The 15,344-nt window shown below is 70.8% G+C and carries 24 protein-coding genes and 1 pseudogene; 2 read left to right on the top strand and 23 right to left on the bottom strand.

Features of this window, described 5'->3' with window-relative positions; translation table 11 throughout:
* Positions 1 to 44: 44 nt before the first annotated feature.
* Both BLT82_RS15220 and BLT82_RS15225 read right to left on the bottom strand, forming a co-directional pair.
* Positions 45 to 1,031 carry a TIGR03557 family F420-dependent LLM class oxidoreductase gene (locus BLT82_RS15220; protein WP_093654989.1) on the bottom strand — a complete coding sequence of 329 codons (987 nt, stop codon included), beginning with the start codon at positions 1,029 to 1,031 and terminating at the stop codon, positions 45 to 47.
* A 63-nt stretch (positions 1,032 to 1,094) separates the two neighbouring features.
* A complete protein-coding gene (locus tag BLT82_RS15225) occupies positions 1,095 to 1,985 on the bottom strand; it encodes an SDR family oxidoreductase (RefSeq protein WP_093654991.1) in 891 nt (296 codons plus the stop codon).
* Between the two features lie 315 nt (positions 1,986 to 2,300).
* Between BLT82_RS15225 and BLT82_RS15230 the strand changes: the two genes are divergently transcribed.
* Positions 2,301 to 2,792, top strand: a complete 492-nt coding sequence (locus tag BLT82_RS15230) for a hypothetical protein (RefSeq protein WP_093654993.1) — start codon at positions 2,301 to 2,303, stop codon at positions 2,790 to 2,792.
* Between the two features lie 143 nt (positions 2,793 to 2,935).
* On the opposite strand, the gene BLT82_RS15235 is transcribed toward BLT82_RS15230, so the two are convergent.
* The 21 genes from BLT82_RS15235 to BLT82_RS15335 form a co-directional block, all read right to left on the bottom strand.
* A complete protein-coding gene (locus tag BLT82_RS15235) occupies positions 2,936 to 4,120 on the bottom strand; it encodes an alcohol dehydrogenase catalytic domain-containing protein (protein ID WP_093654995.1) in 1,185 nt (394 codons plus the stop codon).
* 145 nt (positions 4,121 to 4,265) lie between these two features.
* Entirely contained in the window at positions 4,266 to 4,754 is a 489-nt protein-coding gene (locus tag BLT82_RS15240; protein ID WP_208867905.1) for a hemerythrin domain-containing protein, read from the bottom strand.
* An 83-nt stretch (positions 4,755 to 4,837) separates the two neighbouring features.
* Positions 4,838 to 5,119: a gas vesicle protein K gene (locus BLT82_RS15245; RefSeq protein ID WP_208867906.1), complete on the bottom strand. Its 282-nt coding sequence runs from the start codon at positions 5,117 to 5,119 to the stop codon at positions 4,838 to 4,840.
* Positions 5,116 to 5,385, bottom strand: coding sequence for a gas vesicle protein (locus tag BLT82_RS15250; protein WP_093655238.1), 270 nt, complete (start codon positions 5,383 to 5,385; stop codon positions 5,116 to 5,118). Before BLT82_RS15250 ends, BLT82_RS15245 begins: the two co-directional genes overlap by 4 nt.
* A gap of 23 nt (positions 5,386 to 5,408) precedes the next feature.
* A complete protein-coding gene (locus BLT82_RS15255; protein WP_093654999.1) occupies positions 5,409 to 6,266 on the bottom strand; it encodes a GvpL/GvpF family gas vesicle protein in 858 nt (285 codons plus the stop codon).
* Positions 6,263 to 6,577 (bottom strand): gas vesicle protein, encoded by a 315-nt coding sequence (locus BLT82_RS15260; RefSeq protein ID WP_093655001.1) that lies wholly within the window; start codon positions 6,575 to 6,577, stop codon positions 6,263 to 6,265. The genes BLT82_RS15255 and BLT82_RS15260 overlap by 4 nt, the downstream gene beginning before the upstream one ends.
* Complete coding sequence (locus BLT82_RS15265) at positions 6,574 to 7,545, bottom strand: SRPBCC family protein (protein ID WP_244291983.1); 972 nt, start codon at positions 7,543 to 7,545, stop codon at positions 6,574 to 6,576. Before BLT82_RS15265 ends, BLT82_RS15260 begins: the two co-directional genes overlap by 4 nt.
* Positions 7,538 to 8,341: a hypothetical protein gene (locus BLT82_RS15270; RefSeq protein ID WP_093655003.1), complete on the bottom strand. Its 804-nt coding sequence runs from the start codon at positions 8,339 to 8,341 to the stop codon at positions 7,538 to 7,540. The genes BLT82_RS15265 and BLT82_RS15270 overlap by 8 nt, the downstream gene beginning before the upstream one ends.
* 19 nt (positions 8,342 to 8,360) lie before the next feature.
* Entirely contained in the window at positions 8,361 to 8,597 is a 237-nt protein-coding gene (locus tag BLT82_RS15275) for a gas vesicle protein GvpG (protein WP_093655005.1), read from the bottom strand.
* Between the two features lie 6 nt (positions 8,598 to 8,603).
* Positions 8,604 to 9,320 carry a GvpL/GvpF family gas vesicle protein gene (locus tag BLT82_RS15280; protein ID WP_093655007.1) on the bottom strand — a complete coding sequence of 239 codons (717 nt, stop codon included), beginning with the start codon at positions 9,318 to 9,320 and terminating at the stop codon, positions 8,604 to 8,606.
* The gene (locus BLT82_RS15285; RefSeq protein ID WP_093655009.1) at positions 9,317 to 9,739 is read right to left on the bottom strand and encodes a gas vesicle structural protein GvpA; all 423 of its coding nucleotides are present in this window, start codon (positions 9,737 to 9,739) and stop codon (positions 9,317 to 9,319) included. Before BLT82_RS15285 ends, BLT82_RS15280 begins: the two co-directional genes overlap by 4 nt.
* Positions 9,740 to 9,931: 192 nt before the next feature.
* On the bottom strand, positions 9,932 to 10,240 hold the full coding sequence (locus tag BLT82_RS15290) for a gas vesicle protein GvpO (protein ID WP_093655011.1): 309 nt from the start codon (positions 10,238 to 10,240) through the stop codon (positions 9,932 to 9,934).
* A gap of 57 nt (positions 10,241 to 10,297) precedes the next feature.
* The gene (locus BLT82_RS15295; protein WP_093655013.1) at positions 10,298 to 10,651 is read right to left on the bottom strand and encodes a phage holin family protein; all 354 of its coding nucleotides are present in this window, start codon (positions 10,649 to 10,651) and stop codon (positions 10,298 to 10,300) included.
* A 104-nt stretch (positions 10,652 to 10,755) separates the two neighbouring features.
* A complete protein-coding gene (locus tag BLT82_RS15300; protein WP_093655015.1) occupies positions 10,756 to 11,163 on the bottom strand; it encodes a gas vesicle protein K in 408 nt (135 codons plus the stop codon).
* Complete coding sequence (locus BLT82_RS37895) at positions 11,153 to 11,431, bottom strand: gas vesicle protein (protein WP_244292006.1); 279 nt, start codon at positions 11,429 to 11,431, stop codon at positions 11,153 to 11,155. Before BLT82_RS37895 ends, BLT82_RS15300 begins: the two co-directional genes overlap by 11 nt.
* Positions 11,432 to 11,454: 23 nt before the next feature.
* A complete protein-coding gene (locus BLT82_RS15310) occupies positions 11,455 to 12,390 on the bottom strand; it encodes a GvpL/GvpF family gas vesicle protein (protein WP_093655017.1) in 936 nt (311 codons plus the stop codon).
* Positions 12,383 to 12,847 (bottom strand): gas vesicle protein, encoded by a 465-nt coding sequence (locus tag BLT82_RS15315; protein WP_093655240.1) that lies wholly within the window; start codon positions 12,845 to 12,847, stop codon positions 12,383 to 12,385. Before BLT82_RS15315 ends, BLT82_RS15310 begins: the two co-directional genes overlap by 8 nt.
* A gap of 20 nt (positions 12,848 to 12,867) precedes the next feature.
* The gene (locus BLT82_RS15320) at positions 12,868 to 13,122 is read right to left on the bottom strand and encodes a gas vesicle protein GvpG (protein WP_093655020.1); all 255 of its coding nucleotides are present in this window, start codon (positions 13,120 to 13,122) and stop codon (positions 12,868 to 12,870) included.
* A gap of 10 nt (positions 13,123 to 13,132) precedes the next feature.
* Positions 13,133 to 13,846 carry a GvpL/GvpF family gas vesicle protein gene (locus BLT82_RS15325; RefSeq protein WP_093655022.1) on the bottom strand — a complete coding sequence of 238 codons (714 nt, stop codon included), beginning with the start codon at positions 13,844 to 13,846 and terminating at the stop codon, positions 13,133 to 13,135.
* Positions 13,847 to 13,849: 3 nt separating this feature from the next.
* Entirely contained in the window at positions 13,850 to 14,323 is a 474-nt protein-coding gene (locus BLT82_RS15330; RefSeq protein ID WP_208867907.1) for a gas vesicle structural protein GvpA, read from the bottom strand.
* A 27-nt stretch (positions 14,324 to 14,350) separates the two neighbouring features.
* A complete protein-coding gene (locus tag BLT82_RS15335) occupies positions 14,351 to 14,647 on the bottom strand; it encodes a gas vesicle protein GvpO (RefSeq protein WP_093655024.1) in 297 nt (98 codons plus the stop codon).
* Positions 14,648 to 14,826: 179 nt separating this feature from the next.
* On the opposite strand from BLT82_RS15335, the pseudogene BLT82_RS37900 reads away from it, so the two are divergent.
* Positions 14,827 to 15,344: pseudogene (locus BLT82_RS37900) on the top strand (histone protein); the annotation flags it as partial.

The following is a 15,344-nucleotide window of genomic DNA, read 5'->3' on the forward strand; positions in this document are numbered from 1 at the left end:
GTCGACGCGGCCTCCACGCCGCCACGGCTCCGTCGACGCGGCCTCTACGCCGCCACGGCTTCGTCCCCGCCGAGCGCATGCAGCTGGGGCAGCAGCTTGTCCTCCGCCCATTCGAGGAAGTCGTGCTGCGTGTTCCCGCCGATCTGGACGAGGGCGACCTCGGTGAAACCGGCGTCGACGAAGCCCCGGACCGCCTCCACGACCGCCTCCGGGTCATCGCCGCAGGGAATGGACTCGGTGACGTCCTCGGGTCGTACGTACCGGGTGGCCGCCTCGAACGCGTCGGGGTGCGGAAGTTCCGAATTCACCTTCCAGCCCATGCCGAACCATTTGAACTGCTCGTGCGCCCGCCGCACCGCGGCCTCGCGGTCGGTGTCGTAGCAGAGGGCCATCTGCCCGATGCGGGGCTTGCCCGCTCCCCCGGCGCGCTCGAAGGACTCCGTGAGGGAACGCTCGGGCTGGACCGCGATCATGACGTCGGCGAGCCGTCCCGCGAGATCGCAGGAACGCTCTCCCGAGACGGCGATGCCGATCGGCGGCGGTTCGTCCGGCAGGTCCCACAGCTTGGCGGAATCCACGGTGAAATGCCCTCCGCGCCGGCTGACGTGCTCCCCGCGGAACAACTCCCGGATGATCTCGACTGCCTCGCCCAGCATCTCCAGGCGCACATCGGCGGGAGGCCAGTCCCCGACGATGTGCTCGTTCAGGTTCTCCCCCGATCCCAGCCCGAGCCGGAACCGCCCTCCTGACAGGAGCTGGAGCGTGGCCGCCTTCTGCGCGACGACGGCGGGGTGATAGCGCATCGTCGGACAGGTCACGAAGGTCATCAGAGGAATCTCGGAAGTGGCCTGCGCCGCGGCACCCAGCACGCTCCACGTGTACGGGGAGTGCCCCTGTGCCCGCAGCCAGGGGAAGGCGTGGTCGGAGGCCACGGAGAAGTCGAACCCCACGTCCTCCGCGTGCATCACGTGATCGACCAGCTGTCGCGGGCCGGCCTGCTCCGTCATCATCGTGTATCCGATTTGCACCATATTGCCTGGTTGCCCTTCGCCAGTGCCGGGAAACGCCGCCGCGGGATCCGGCGGTGGGGTGCGTCAGGGCAGCGGAGTGCCTCCGGTGGCGTTGAGGATTTCCGCCGTGATGAAACGCGCCCGGTCGGAGGCCAGAAAGACATATGCCGGTGACATTTCCACCGGTTGGGCCGGCCTGCCGAGCGGCGCCTGCTTGCCGAACTCCTTGGTGTCGGGCATCGTCGCCGGGATGAGCGGCGTCCACACCGGACCGGGTGCCACGGCGTTCACGCGCACTCCGTCCTCGGCGACCATCCGGGCCAGCCCCTGGGTGAAGGTCACGATGGCGCCCTTGCTCGTCGCGTAGTCCAGCAGGTGCGGACTGGGCTTGTACGCCTGCACGGACGTCGTGTTGATGATGCAGCCTCCCCGGGGGATGTGCGGCAGCGCCATCTTCGACAGCCAGAACATGCCGTAGAGGTTGGTCTTCATCACCCGGTCGAACTGTTCCGTCGAGATCGCTCCGATCCCGTCCGGCTGGGACATCTGATAGGCCGCGTTGTTGACCAGGATGTCGATACGGCCGAACTCCTCGACGGCCCGTCCGATCAGGGCCCGGCACTGCTCCTCCTCACGGATGTCGCAGCTCACCGCCACCGCCTTGCGGCCCGCCTCCTCGACGAGCCGGGTGGTCTCCCGGGCGTCGGCCGCCTCCTCGGGCAGATGCGTGAAGAGGACGTCGGCGCCCTCGCGCGCGTACGCCAGTGCGACGGCCCTGCCGATGCCCGAGTCGCCGCCGGTCACCACGGCCGCACGGTCCTGAAGGGCGCCGTGGCCCACGTAGGACGACTCCCCATGGTCCGGGGGCGGATCCATCGGGCCCGTCCATCCGGGATGGGCCTGCTGCTGGTCGGGGAAGTCCGGCTGGGGGTGGGCAGTGACGGGGTCACGCCGCTCGGGGTCCCTCGCCGCCATGACACTCATCCTTCCGAGTCGTACGAACCTCCCGGCCGCCGCCGCGACGGCCGGTGGGAGCCGCCCGGTCTCTCGCGCTCCCCGGGCAGCCACCCGGCGGCTGCCCGCGCGTCCGGCCGCGAAACCGGCGCACGGCCGTCGCACCGCCGTGCACTCCGAACGAGGGACCGGCGGCTCGCGCGGTGAGTCCGGCCGGGGCCGGCGGAAGGGATGTCGAAAAGAGCCGCACGCGCCGGCGGCTGCCCCGGGAACCACCCCGTGGCGTCGGCCCGCCCCACGAGCGCCCGGCCCGCCCCGACAGCTGGGAGAGGTCCCTTGCACCGAGACGCCCTCCGCATCTATCTGAACGACCACTTGGCCGGTGCCACGTCCGGCGCCGAACTCGCGCGGCGCATCGCGCGCGCCCACGGTTCGTCACCCCGCGCCGCCGAGCTGCGCCGCCTCGCCGAGGACATCGCCGAGGACCGGAGCACCCTGCTGGACGTGATGGGGACGCTCGGCATCGCGCCCCACCGCTACAAGGTCTGCGCCGGCTGGGCCGCGGAGAAGGCCGCCCGGCTCAAGCCCAACGGTCGCGTGCTGCGCCGTGCGGGACTGAGCACGATCGTCGAACTGGAGACACTGCGGATGGGCATCCAGGGCAAGTACATGCTCTGGCGCGCCCTCACACCGGTGGCGCGGGAAACGGGAGGGCTCGGCACGGCACGGCTGGACGAACTGGTGGGACGTGCGAAGAGCCAGATGGCCGTCGTGGAGGACCTGCACCTGACCGCCGCCGACACCGTGCTGCGCCGGGGGGGTGCCTGAGCCGGGCGTGCGCGGGTCGGGCAGCCGCCACGCCCGGCCCCGGCCATCGCCCGATCAGGTGCCGTGTCCGGCTCGGTGCACGTGCCGGGCCGGGCCCGAGGGCGTTCCGTGCGTGCCCGAGGACGACGTGTGGCGCATCCGGGTCAGGGCTTGAGCACGGTCTTGATCATGCCATCCTCCTTCGCCTGGAACATCCGGTAGGCCCGGGGTGCCTCCTCCAACGGCATGGTGTGGGTCGCGAAGCCCTCGACACCGAGCGGGTCGTCGTCGCCGAGCAGCGGCAGGATGTCGTCCACCCACCGCCTGACGTTCGCCTGGCCCATGCGCAGCTGGATCTGCTTGTCGAACATCCTCAGCATGGGCATCGGATCGGCGGAGCCGCCGTAGACGCCCGACACCGAGACGGTGCCGCCTCGACGTACGAGTTCGATCGCCGTGTACAGGGCGCTCAGCCGGTCGACACCGGCGTGCTCCATCAGACGCTCCGCGACGGCGTCCGGCAGCATGCCGACGAGCCAGTGCGCGGCCTTGGCCACCGGTGCGCCGTGGGCTTCCATGCCGACCGCGTCGATGACCGCGTCCGTACCGCGCCCGTCGGTGAGGCCGCGGACGGCTTCGATCAAGTCCTTGCCCTGGGTACGCAGGTCGAACGTCTTCACTCCTCGGGAGGCGGCCCGCTGAAGCCGTTCGGGTACGAGATCGACGCCCACGACGAGCCGCGCACCGCGGTGCAGTGCGATACGGCACGCCATCTCACCGATCGGCCCCAGACCGAGCACGGTGAGGGTGCCACCGGGCGGGACGTCGGCGTACTCGACGGCCTGCCAGGCGGTGGGCAGCACATCGGAGAGATAGACGAACCGCTCGTCGGGCGGCCCGTGGGGCACCCTGACCGGCAGCGTGTCGCCGAACGGCACCCGCAGCAGCTCGGCCTGGCCTCCGGGCACCTGGCCGTAGAGCTTGGTGTAGCCGAACAGCGCGGCGCCCATGCCGCGCTCCTTCACCTGGGTCGTCTCGCACTGCGAGTGGAGCCCCTGGTCGCACATGTAGCAACGACCGCAGGAAATATTGAACGGAACAACCACCCGGTCACCCACGTCGACTTCGGCGACATCGTCGCCGACCTCTTCGACGATCCCCATCGCTTCGTGGCCGAGGATGTCGCCCGGATCCAGATACGGCCCCATGACCTCGTAGAGGTGCAGATCGGAGCCGCAGATGCCGGTGGAGGTGACGCGCACCAGAACGTCGGTGGACTCCTTGAGCCGGGGGTCGGACACGGTTTCCACCCGTACATCGCGTCGGCCCTGCCATGTCAGTGCACGCATGTCTCCTCCGTGCAGGAATCGGGAGTGGGGCGGCATCCTTGTCCAGCCCGCCTCGCTGACCGCCTGCCCGATGGGTGGTCTGCCACACATGCACGTTTCGCCCGCTTCGACGGGCCGCGCCGCCCAGTCTCCGGGCCGCCCACGGTCAGCCCTTGACGAGACGCCGGACGTTCTCGAGGGCTCCGCAGTCGGAGGCGAGCAGGTCCGCGCGCTCGCGCCGGAAGGCCTCGCCCAGTTCGGCCCGTCGTTCGTCGGGCACATTGCGGCGGGTCTCGTTGAGCAGGGTCCGCTCCTCCTCGTCGAGGTGGTGGCTGACGGCCTCGACCAGGTTCTCCAGCTTCTCGTCCCACTCGTCGCCACCGACGTCGTCCACCTCCAGCAGGGCGAGGAGCGCCTTGTTGCCCTCGGTGTGCTCCTCCGAGCCGTGCTCGACCTCTTCGTCGTCGATCTTCTTGTAGCGCTTCAGCGCGGGATAGACCTGCGCCTCCTCCGCCTCGCCGTGGGCGATCAGCAGCCGGGAGAACTCGCGGAGGGCCTTCGCCCGGTCCGCTTCGATGCTGCGCATCCGGCGGAGGAGGTCCTCCATCGTCCGGTGGTCCTCGAGAATCAGCTCCACCACGTCGTGGGTCGCCATCACTGCCTTCCTTCTGGGGTCGTCGATCTACGGCGCGGGCTCGTCGGTCGGCCGCCGCGCGGGGCCGACCGTGGGCCGCGAAGTCAGCCGTCGCGCGGGAGCAGCGGGCCCAGCGGGCCCAGGTCGATGTTCAGGTCCTCGGGGCGCAGCCCGAACTTCTCCAGCAGTTCGTCCATGCGCTCCTCGAGGAGCATCAGCGTGAGACCGATGCGCTCCTCCTGCTCTTCGGTGAGGTCGCCGGTCTCCACGCGGCGCAGGGCCTGGCGTTCCATGAGCTGACGCAGCAACTCCACCACCGTGAGGACCAGTTGGGCGAGATCCCGCTCGACGGTGTCGGGATCGAGGTCCACGTGCCGTCCGCTCATGACGTTCCTCCGGGCCGCTCGTCGGCGAGCGCTTCGTGCGTACGGGAGCCGCGGCCGTCCTCGAACGGCGAGGCGACCACCGGCCCGACCGAGCAGATCAACGCGTTGAGGTCGACGCGCACGAGGTCGACGTCCGCGATCCGCAGGGTGAGGTCACCCTTGATCACCACGCCGCCGGCGAGCAGCCGGTCCAGCAGGTCGACCAGCGCCAACTGCCGCTGCGCGAGCGGCCCCGGCTCGGCCGTGGCAGCAGGTGCGTCCCGCAGCGCGGCCGGATCCTTCGCAGACGTCACTCCGACCCGCCTTCCTCGGCGGCCGGTACGGCCGTGGTGACGGCGAAGGAGTAGGGCGCCCACGGCCCGGTCAGCTCCACGCGGATCCCGGTCCCGGGCGGCGTCAGCCGCCGCACCTCCTCGGCGAACGCCTCCCCCTTCTCGCGCGGTACCAGATAGGCGGCGTTGAGCACGTTGCCGCGCGCCGCCCCCGGCAGCCGGGGGTCCTGGGGGCGGTGAACCTGCTCGGCCTCGGCGTACCGGGAGAGCTCCGAGTGGAGGGTGCGCGAGACGGCATCGGCCTGGGCCCAGACGCCCTCGGTGGCATCGCGGCGGCGCATCCGCTGCTTCAGGTAGTCGCGGCCGGTCGCGGGGCGGCGGCCCTGTGCGGAGCCCCCGCCGGCGGCGCGCACAGCCGCCTTCCCGGGCCGGGCACCCGCGGCACCCTGGCGCTCCTGGGTTCCCTCGGCCCCTTCGGCGTAGACCTTGACCCCCCATTCGACACGTCCGTCGAGCCGTTCCAGGGCCCGGGTGAACTGGTCGCGACCGGAGTCCAGCATCCGCCGCACGCCGCCGTCGTCCCGGCACACCGTCACGAGACGCAGGGGCAGCGGTGTGGCGGCCGCGGTCAGTGCGCTCACCACGGCGTCATGGCCCCGCGCGGTGGCGGCGAGCCAGTCGAGGTCCTCCAGCCGCTCGCGCAGGGCGACGTCGGAGAAATCCTCGGCCGGCACGTCGCTCAGCACGGCGACGAGCCCGTCGTGGGCGAGCAGCCTCGCGGGGGCGCCGGCGACGCCCCGCACATCCTCGCGCAGGGGTGTCGCGGCCCCGTCGAAGGGCCGGGTCACGGCGTACACGTAACGCACCTCGGTCATGCGGTATCCGCCTCCAGGGCCGCGATGCGCTGTCGCAACCGCTCGTTCTCCTCGGAGAGTTCACGCCGGCGGGCCCCGGACGACAGCGACGGGTCGTCCTCCCACCAGTCGATGCCCATCTCCTTCGCCCGTTCGACCGAGGCGACGACGAGGCGCAGCTTGATGGTCAGCAGTTCGATGTCGAGCAGGTTGATGCGGATGTCGCCGGCGATGACGATGCCCTTGTCGAGCACGCGTTCAAGGATGTCGGCGAGGTTGGCTCCCGATCCGCCGGAGCCGTAGGGGTCCGGAAGCCGGCTCGGGGTGGTCATGGGGTTCCTCCGGTCCCGGCCTCAGCGCGGGCCGTGTCGTGGCTGTACGTCCCGTCGGCGTGAGCCTCGTCGTCGTACCTGTCGCGGTCGTACGAGTCAGGGTCGTTCGTGTCGGGGTCATACGAGTCGGGGTCGTCTGTCTCGTCGTCGTCTGTCTCGTCGTCGTCTGTCTCGTCGTCGTGCGATGCGTGGTCGTGCGATGCGTGGTCGTGGGATGCGTGGTCGTGGGACTCCTGCCCTTCCGGGGCTGACGCGTCGTCGTGGTCCGCGTCGGGCCGGTCGTCGTCATCACGCCGGCGCATCGCGACGCGGCGCGCGAAGCCCGTGAGGTCGAGACGTGCCCGGCGGCCCGGAGTGCCCAGCAGCGCACCGGCCCGCTCGACCAGCCCCCTGGGGTGGTACTCGACGACCAGCAGAACGCGGGTGAGCGTCTCCCCGATCGCGTGGAAGGTCACGACGCCGTCGACCGTCCCCTTCGCGCCGCGGGAGGTCCAGACGACCCCGTTCTCGTCCGACGCGGTCTCCTCCCTGACGCCCATCGCGAGTGCGGGCAGGGCTTCCTGACGAGCCCACAGCTCGTATGCCCGGGCCACGGGCACCCCGACGTCGACGGACTCCACCACCACGGCCGGTCCGTGGTCGCCCCCGGCGCGGGTGAGTCGCCTGGCGACGCGGTCGGAGATGTTGTCCTTCAGACGCGAGGCGCCGATCTCCACCGCCGCGCGCACGGGGCTCTTGCCCTGTGAGAGCTTGCGGCCGCCGTCGAGGGCGAGACGCGCGAATCCGGGGCTGCGGCCATCGGCTATGTCGTGCAGCGTGACGACCGCCTCACCGAGCCTGCGGCCAAGGGAGGCGAGCAGGTATTCGGCACGGGCGACGGCGTAGTTGCGCAGTTCCGCCTTCACCCGCTCGACCGCGTCCGGGTCCACGGCGGAGAGCATGCCCCCGGCGTCTCTCACGTCAGCCATCCGACCGGCCCTCTCGTGCGGAAGTGCTCTTCGCGGGCGCGGTGGCGCGCTTCGCCGTCGCGCTCTTCCGGGACGAGGCGGTATTCCTGGCGGCGGCCTTCTTGGCCGCCGTCTTCTTGGCCGGCGTCCTCTTGGCCGTCTTCTTCTTGGCCGGCGTCCTCTTGGCCGTCTTCTTCTTGGCCGGCGTTGTCGTGGGGGACTTCTTGGCCTCGGTCTTCCTCGCAGTAGTGGGCCGGCGCGACGTGGTGGACTTCCCCGCGTCGGCCGACTTCTTCGCGGCAGGCCTCCTCCCCGGCTCCGTCTTCGGAGCCGTGGGCCGCGTCGACCTCTCGGGACCGTCCTCGTCGAGGTCGTCCTCGTCGGGGTCGGGGTCGTCGTCCACGTTCCGGTCGAAGTCGTCGTCGGGGTCGTCCTCGAAGCCGCCGTGGAAGTCGTCCTCAAGGTCGTCGGGGTGCCGCTCCTCCCCCGGTCCGACCGCCCCGTACACCCGGTCCCGGACATCGAGCGTGCGTTCGCGCAAACGGTCCGCCAGCCCGTTCAGCTGACGGTTGACGACAGCGCCGACGGCGGCGCTGCCGACGCCCCTGAGGTCGTCGCGCAGCTGGTCACCGATCTCCTTGAACTGCGTATTGCTCCGGAACGGATGGGTGATCACACCGACCAGTGCTCGCGGACCCAGGTCGAGCCGCCTGCACACCACGACGGTGCCGACGGCCAGGGCGAGCTTCGCCTTCTTCGTCCGCCCCAGCACATAGCCCGCGCCGACCGCGAGACCCACTGCGAGCCCGTTGTTCATCGTGCCGCCGTCTCTCTGCTCATGACGCCCCCGCCGCCTGCTCCAGTCGGTCGAGGAGCTCGTCCTCGCGCCGGTCGAACTCCTCCTCGTCGATCTCGCACGCCTCCAACTGACGTTCCAGTTGAGAGAGTTCACGTCGAATCGTCGAAGGGTCGTAGTACCGCCGCTCCGCCTCGTCGGCGACCTGCCGGAGCACCCAGAAGGTGCCCCGGACCGGCGCCGCGGGCAGGAGCAGCAGCTCACCCAGCAGTCCCATGGGGGTTCACTCCACGAAGCTGTAAGGGGGCAGCGGACCGTTGAGCTGCAACGACAGGTGCGGATTGTCCTTCGCCAGCTGGTCGACGGCGGCGACGAACGCGTCCGCGCCGTCCCGCGCGACCAGGCACGAGATGTTGGCGAGCCAGCCGGTTGACTCCGGGCCGACGCTGATCGCCTCCGCCCGGCCGGTGAGTTCGCGGTGCACGACGTCGGCGTCGATCAGCTCCCGCTGCTGCACGGCGGCCACGATCCGCTCGCCGAGCCGGAGCTTCTGCTCCTGGGTGCCGCCGCCGGCCGCCTTGTTCGCCTCACTCATCGCGCGCAGCTCGGCGTTCTCGGCGAGGATGCGGTGCAGCACGGCCTCCTCGTCGTGGGAGGCCTTGACGTTGTACTCGACCTTGCCGTCCAGGGCCGTGAGCCGCTGCTCGAAGTGCTCCGCTCGTTCGGCGAGGACCGCCTTCACCGCGTCGTCGTCGGGCGACACCCCGCCGAAGCGCATCGGCAGCACCGCGCCGCTCGCGGACGCCTCCGCGAGGACGTTCTGGTGGGCAAGCAGATCACGGCGCTTGGGCCGCAGGTCCTCGGGCGCGTCGCTGACGATGGCGATCAACTCGCCGCCGGCGACGGTGCGTACGGGGAGCGGCGGATTGCCGACTCCGACGAGTTCCGTCGCCGGGCCCGGGTGGGAGCGGCGGGCGATGCCGTAGACGTACGTGCTCACTCCTGCTCCTCCTTCTTGCGCGACGTGGTGCGGCGGGTGCGCGGCCTGCTCTCCGAGCTGCTCTCGTCGCGGGCCTTCTCGAAGGCCTCGGAGATGGTCTGGGCGGCTCCCGAGAGAGCGCCCTTGGACTTGCCTCGCGCACCGGACTCGGTTATCTCGCCGACGAGGTCGGGCAGCCCGGGACTGGCGTTGCGTCCCGATTCCAGGTCGAGGCGGTTGCACGCCTCGGCGAAGCGCAGATAGGTGTCGACGCTCGCGACGACGACACGTACGTCGATCTTCAGGATCTCGATGCCGACCAGCGACACCCGCACGAACGCGTCGATCACGAGCCCTCGGTCGAGGACGAGTTCGAGAACGTCGTACAGTCCGCTGGTGCCGCCGCCGGAGCGGCTCTGTTGTGCCGGAACAACCGTCATGGTTGCGGTCCTCCCTCTGTGGTCGTCATGGTCCGTGCGCTCCGGGCCGGTCGTCGGGCACGCCGACGAACGCCTCGGTTCGGGCGCAGGCATGTGCACGCGGTGCGTGCTCGGGGTTCGGGTCCGTTTTCACCTCTGGGGCGTCGTCCCGGGCCCGTTGGTCCGGAGTCCTCGACCCGTGGGCCGGAGCCCTCAGGAGGAGTCCGCCCTCCCGCGCTCGTAACGCCGGACCCTTCGGTACGTGGTCAGCTCGCCGTCGGGGTCCAGGGAGACCTCGTACGTGGCGAGCAGACTGGTCGTGTCGGGGATACGGGCAAGCTCGACCACCTCGACGGCGAGCTCCCAGCCGTCCTCCGTCCGTGCGAAGGACGACACCGACTCGACCTGCCTTCCGGTGAGTTCGGTGAGCTGGTCACGGGCCGCCCGCATGACGTCCACCGCTGTCGACGGACGGTCCGCCCCGGTGTCACCGCCACCGGACTTTCTCGTTGAGTTGGTCATCGCGACCTCGTCCTCCCTCGGGTTACCGCATGTCGTCGGCGAAAACATGACTTCCCGTCATGGGTGCGCGCCGGCACCGGGATCCGGTGCCCGCGGGGGCATCGGCGGCGTCCCGGGTGGGACTTGCGCGGGCCCCGCGGGGACGGGCTCCTTCCGGGCGGCGGACCTGAGCAGGACCGCCGCGACCGCCAGCGCGACGGCGGCGATCAGTGCGGCGGCCCATGCGGGTAGCGCCGCACTGAACAGGAGTACGAGGCAGCCGACGAAGGCCGCGCCCGCGTAGAGGCCGGCGGCGCCCGCCGCGCTGTAGTAGAGCGCCGCACGCCGCTGCTTGGCCGCCTGTTCGCGCAGTTCGTCCGCGAGCGCCTCCCGGACGGCCCGGGCCATCTGGTCCGACGGGTTGGTGTCCATGGCGCTCGCGTACCCGGAGTCCTGTTGGACACGCGTACGGATGCGGAAGGTGGCCGGCCCCGTCCGAGCCGCCGGCTCCGATGGGCGCGGAATGGGCGCGCCGCTCAGTCGGCCGGCGGCAGCAAGGTGCCCAGGGGCCCGAGGTCGAGGTTGAGGTCCTCCATCGTCAGCCCGTACTGCTCGCACAGGTCCGTCATGCGGTCGTGGAGGATCATGAGCGTCGCCCCCAGCCTCTCCTCCTGCTCCTCGGAGAGGTCGCCCTGGTCGACCCGGTGCAGCGCCTGACGCTCCATCAGCTGGCGGAGCAGCTCCACCAGCGTCAGGACGAGCCGCACAAGGTCTCGCTCGACGGTGTCGGGGTCGGCGCTGATCCTGCGGGCGGGTGACGGCGTTGCCCGACCCGCAGCAGGCAGGTCCTGGGGCGCGGCGGGCAGCAGACTGAAGGCCCGGGCCGCGGCCTCGGCGACCTCGTCGAAGCGGCGCCCTGGGTCCCTCTCCGCCTCAGAGGCCAACGTCGCCGCCCCCTGCGAAGTCGCCGTCCTCCGGGGCGTCGCCGCCCCCCGGGAAGGCGCTGCCCCCGGACGCGCCACCGCCCTCCGAGGAGCGGATGGACATGATGAGCGCGCGCAGGGAGATGCGTACGAGATCGATGTCCGCGATGGACAGCACCACGTCGCCGGTCAGGACGACGCCGCCGCTGAGCAGGCGGTCCAGCAGGTCGATGAGGGCGACCTGGCGGTCCGGCAGGGCGGTGTCGGTTTCCGACGGCCGGGGCGACACCCTCGGGAGCGGGCGGGGCTCCGTCACGGCTCCGTGCCCCGCTCGGTGCCGGCGGGCGTGTTGGAGCGCGCTGTGGAGCCAAGTGGATCGCCCGTGCCCGTCGAGTCCGGGTCCGCCACGCCCACCCGATCGTCCGTGCCCACCGGATCGTCCGCCCCCGCCGGGTCGGCGGTGCCCGGCGGTGTGGCGAACGAGTACGGCGCCCAGGGGCCGGTGAGTTCGACCCGTACCCCGTCCAGGCCGTCCGCCGCACGGCTCACCTCGTCGCGGAACTCCTCGGCCCGGTCCCGCGGTACGAGGTACGCGTCGTTGAGGACGTTCTCGCCCGGCGCGGTGGCGAGTTCGCCCTGCTGCACACGGTGTCGGGCCCGGTCGGCGGCGTATCTGCGTCCCGTCTCCTCGATCCGCTCGGCCGCGGTCCGCGCCGAGCGGTGGGCGGTGTCCCGCACGGTGCGCTGGGCCCTGCGGGTCCGCAGATACGCCCGCCCGGGGCTGACATCCTCGGAGCCCGCCGGCTCTGCCGGCTGCGAAGCGGGTGCGGCCGACGGCTCGACGTAGATCTTGACCCCCCACTCCACATGGGCGGCGAGGTGCGACAGCCGTTGCGCGAGGACTTCGCTCTGTGCGTCCAGTGCGTTCGTCGCCCGCTCGTCGTCCAGGTACACGGTGGCCAGGCGCAGCGGGAGGACGGTGGTGAGGGCGGACAACTCCTCGATGACTCCGTGGTGGGCGCGGGCGACGGCCTCCAGCCACCGGAGGTCCTCGAGATGCCGTTTGAGGGCCTCCTCCCGGAAGTCCTCCGAGGGCACGGAACTGACCGCGAGCGACAGGCCGTCTCCCCCGGTGAGCGGGCGCAGCCGTACGGGCGCTCCGGCGGCGCCGCTGAGCCCGGCGACGGCCTCCTCCAGCCCGTCCGCCTCCCGGACGACGGCGTAGACGTAGCTGACCCGGTCACTCATCGCGTGTCTTCCCGGTACTGCGCCGGGCCGGCCGGGACTGCCGCGGCCGCTTCTCCCCGGCGGTCCGCTCCTCGGCCGACTCGGGCTCGGCGGGCTCCTCCTCGGCTCGGGACGCCACCTGGCGGCGCCCGTCCTCGGGCAGCGCCTCGCCCCTGCGCAGGGCCTCGACCTCGGCCCGCAGCCGCCTGTTCTCCTCGGCGAGGGACCGTTCGCCCCCGCGGGCGCGCGACGACAGTGCGGGGTCGTGCTCCCACCAGTCGATACCCATCTCCTTCGCCTTGTCGACGGAGGCGACGAGCAGGCGGAGTTTGATGGTCAACAGCTCGATGTCGAGCAGATTGATCTGGATGTCGCCCGCGATGACGATGCCCTTGTCCAGGACCCGCTCCAGGATGTCCGCCAGGTTGCTGGTGGAGTTCTGCCCGTACGGCGCGGCCCTGGACGGATAGTTGCCCATCCTGCCGGCCAGCGGATCGCTCACGGCCGACCCCGCTCGTCCCAGAAGGCCCTGATCTCCTCCAGCTTCTCCAGGAGCTCGTCCTCGCAGCGGTCGAAGGTCTCCTCGTCGATCTCGCCGGAGAGCAGCAGCGCCTCCAGCTCCGCCAGCTCCCGCTGGACGGGCTCGGGGTCGTAGTACTCGTTCTCCGCCGCCTCCAGCACCCGGTCCATCACCCAGACGACACCGCGCACGGGGGCCAGCGGAAGGGTCACGATCTGCGTGAGCAGGCCCATGGGATCACCCTCAGACGAAGCTGTACGGGGGGAGGGGGCCGTTGAGGCGGAACTCGAAGTCCTCCCCCATCTGGTTCGCGACGCTCATCTCGGTGGCGAGGAAGAGCTCCTCCTGCTCCTCGGCCACCAGGAAGGAGACGCTCAGGAAGTCCTCACCGGAGGGTTGGGAGGTCTGCTGGTCCCGGGAGAAGGGCCGGAGCGCCTCGACGACCCCGGCGGCGAGCGACGCGTGGCGCGCGTCCACTTCCCCGGCGACGAGTTCGCCGAGCGCGAGGGAGACATCGGGGCCGGCCGTGCCGCCGCGGACCGCGTCGTTGAGTTCCCTCGCCTCGGGCGAGTCCTCGAGGATCTGCCGCAGCAGGGCTTCCTCGTCCTGCTTGACCTTCAGGTTGTACTCGGCACAGCCCTCCAGTGCGCCGAGCCTGTCCGCGTACTCCGTCGCCCGCTCGTCCAGGGCCTCCCGGACGGCGTCGTCGTCCGGGGCGGTGAGGCCGAACCTCAGGGGCAGCACCGCGCCGTCGGCCATGAGCCGGGTCTGGACCTCCTGGTGCGCCGTGAGGTCACGGCGCTTGGGGCGCAGACCCTCGGGGGCATCGCTGACGACCGCGGCGAGTGATCCGGACGTCACCGTGCGCAGCGGGGAGGGCGGGTCGCCCACGCCGGCGAAGTCGTCCAGCCGCAGCGGATGCTCCTTGCCCACGATGGAGTACACGTAGACGGCCATGGGTCACTCCTCCTCGCGTTCCCTGGAACGCCGGGGCCTCCGGCTCGTCGTACGCCGCCGCCGCGCCGCGGGCTCCCGCTCCTCCTGCTCCTCCTCTTCCCGCTCTTCCTCTTCGTCCTCGTCGCCGCCGCCCTTCATGGAGTCGGTCACGGCTTCCACGGCGCCGGAGAGCGCCCCCTTGGACTTGCCGTGGGCCCCCTTCTCGACGGTGTCCCCCACCAGGTCGGTCAGCTGCGACGGCTGCTTGCCGCCTTCCAGGTCGAGGCGGTTGCACGCTTCGGCGAAGCGCAGGTACGTGTCCACGCTGGCGACGACGATGCGGGCGTCGATCCTCAGGATCTCGATCCCGACGAGCGAGACCCGTACGAAAACGTCGATGACGAGTCCGCGATCAAGAATGAGCTCCAGGACGTCGTAGAGGCTGCTGCTGCCACCGCCCCTGGCGACGCCGCCTCCGCCCTGCGGCACCACGGTCATGGCGCCTCCCTTCACCGGGCCGATCGCTCAGGGCCTGCGGTCGATCTGCCCTCTGGTGTATCTGCGCTTACGTTCGTAGGCCACCAGGTCACCCTCCTTGTCCAGGGTCACCCGGTAGCTGGCCATCACGCTCGTGGTCTCGGGGATCCTCTCCAGCTCCAAGACCTCCACGTCGGCCTCCCAGCCGTCCTCGGTCGGTTTGATGGCCGACACCGACTCGGGCGGCCGTCCGAGCAACTGCGCCAGCTGCTGCGCCGCGGAGCGCATGACCCAGGCGGCCTTCTTCTGGGGCTTCCGCTTCGCTGGCTGCTCTGCAGGGGCCATGGTCCTTCTCCGGGGACGGAGCGGGCGCCATATTCGACGCGCGAACCTACAATTTCACTATATAGGGACATATCTGTCGTGCGCGTCGACCTGCAGGTGTGGTGCGCCTGGGCGTCGCCCCTGCGTGGTGACGACCGTCCCCCTTTCTTCCCCAACGCCTTTTGCGAAGGGAACAGTTCATGAACGACACGACCAAGATCGCTCTCGCGGCCGCGGTCGCGGGCGGGTACCTGCTCGGGCGCGCGAAGAAGGGGCGACTCGCGTTCGCCATGGCGACCTACATCGCGGGACGTCGCTTCGGCCTGGATCCGCAGCAACTGGCGACGGAGGGGCTGCGCAGACTGAAGGACGTGCCACAAGTCGCCGAGCTCAACGAACAGATACGAGGGGAACTGCTGGACGCGGGGCGCAAGGCCATCACGGCCACCGCCGACCGAAAGCTCGCGGATCTGGCGGAGTCGCTCCATGAGCGCACACTCCACCTCGGAGGCAAGGGCAAGGAGGAGGACGAGGAGTACGAAGAGGAGGAGTACGAGGACGAGGAGCCGGAGGAGGAAGAGGAGGTAGAACCCGAAGCGGAGGAAGGAGAGGAAGAGGAAGAGCCGGAGGAGGAAGAAGAGGAGGAACCCGAAGCCAAGGAAGAAGAGGAAGAGGAAGAACCGGAGGAGGAAGAAGAGGAGGAACCCGAAGCCAAGGA

Source organism: Streptomyces wuyuanensis (genome assembly GCF_900103455.1).
In the GTDB taxonomy this organism is placed as follows: domain Bacteria; phylum Actinomycetota; class Actinomycetes; order Streptomycetales; family Streptomycetaceae; genus Streptomyces; species Streptomyces wuyuanensis.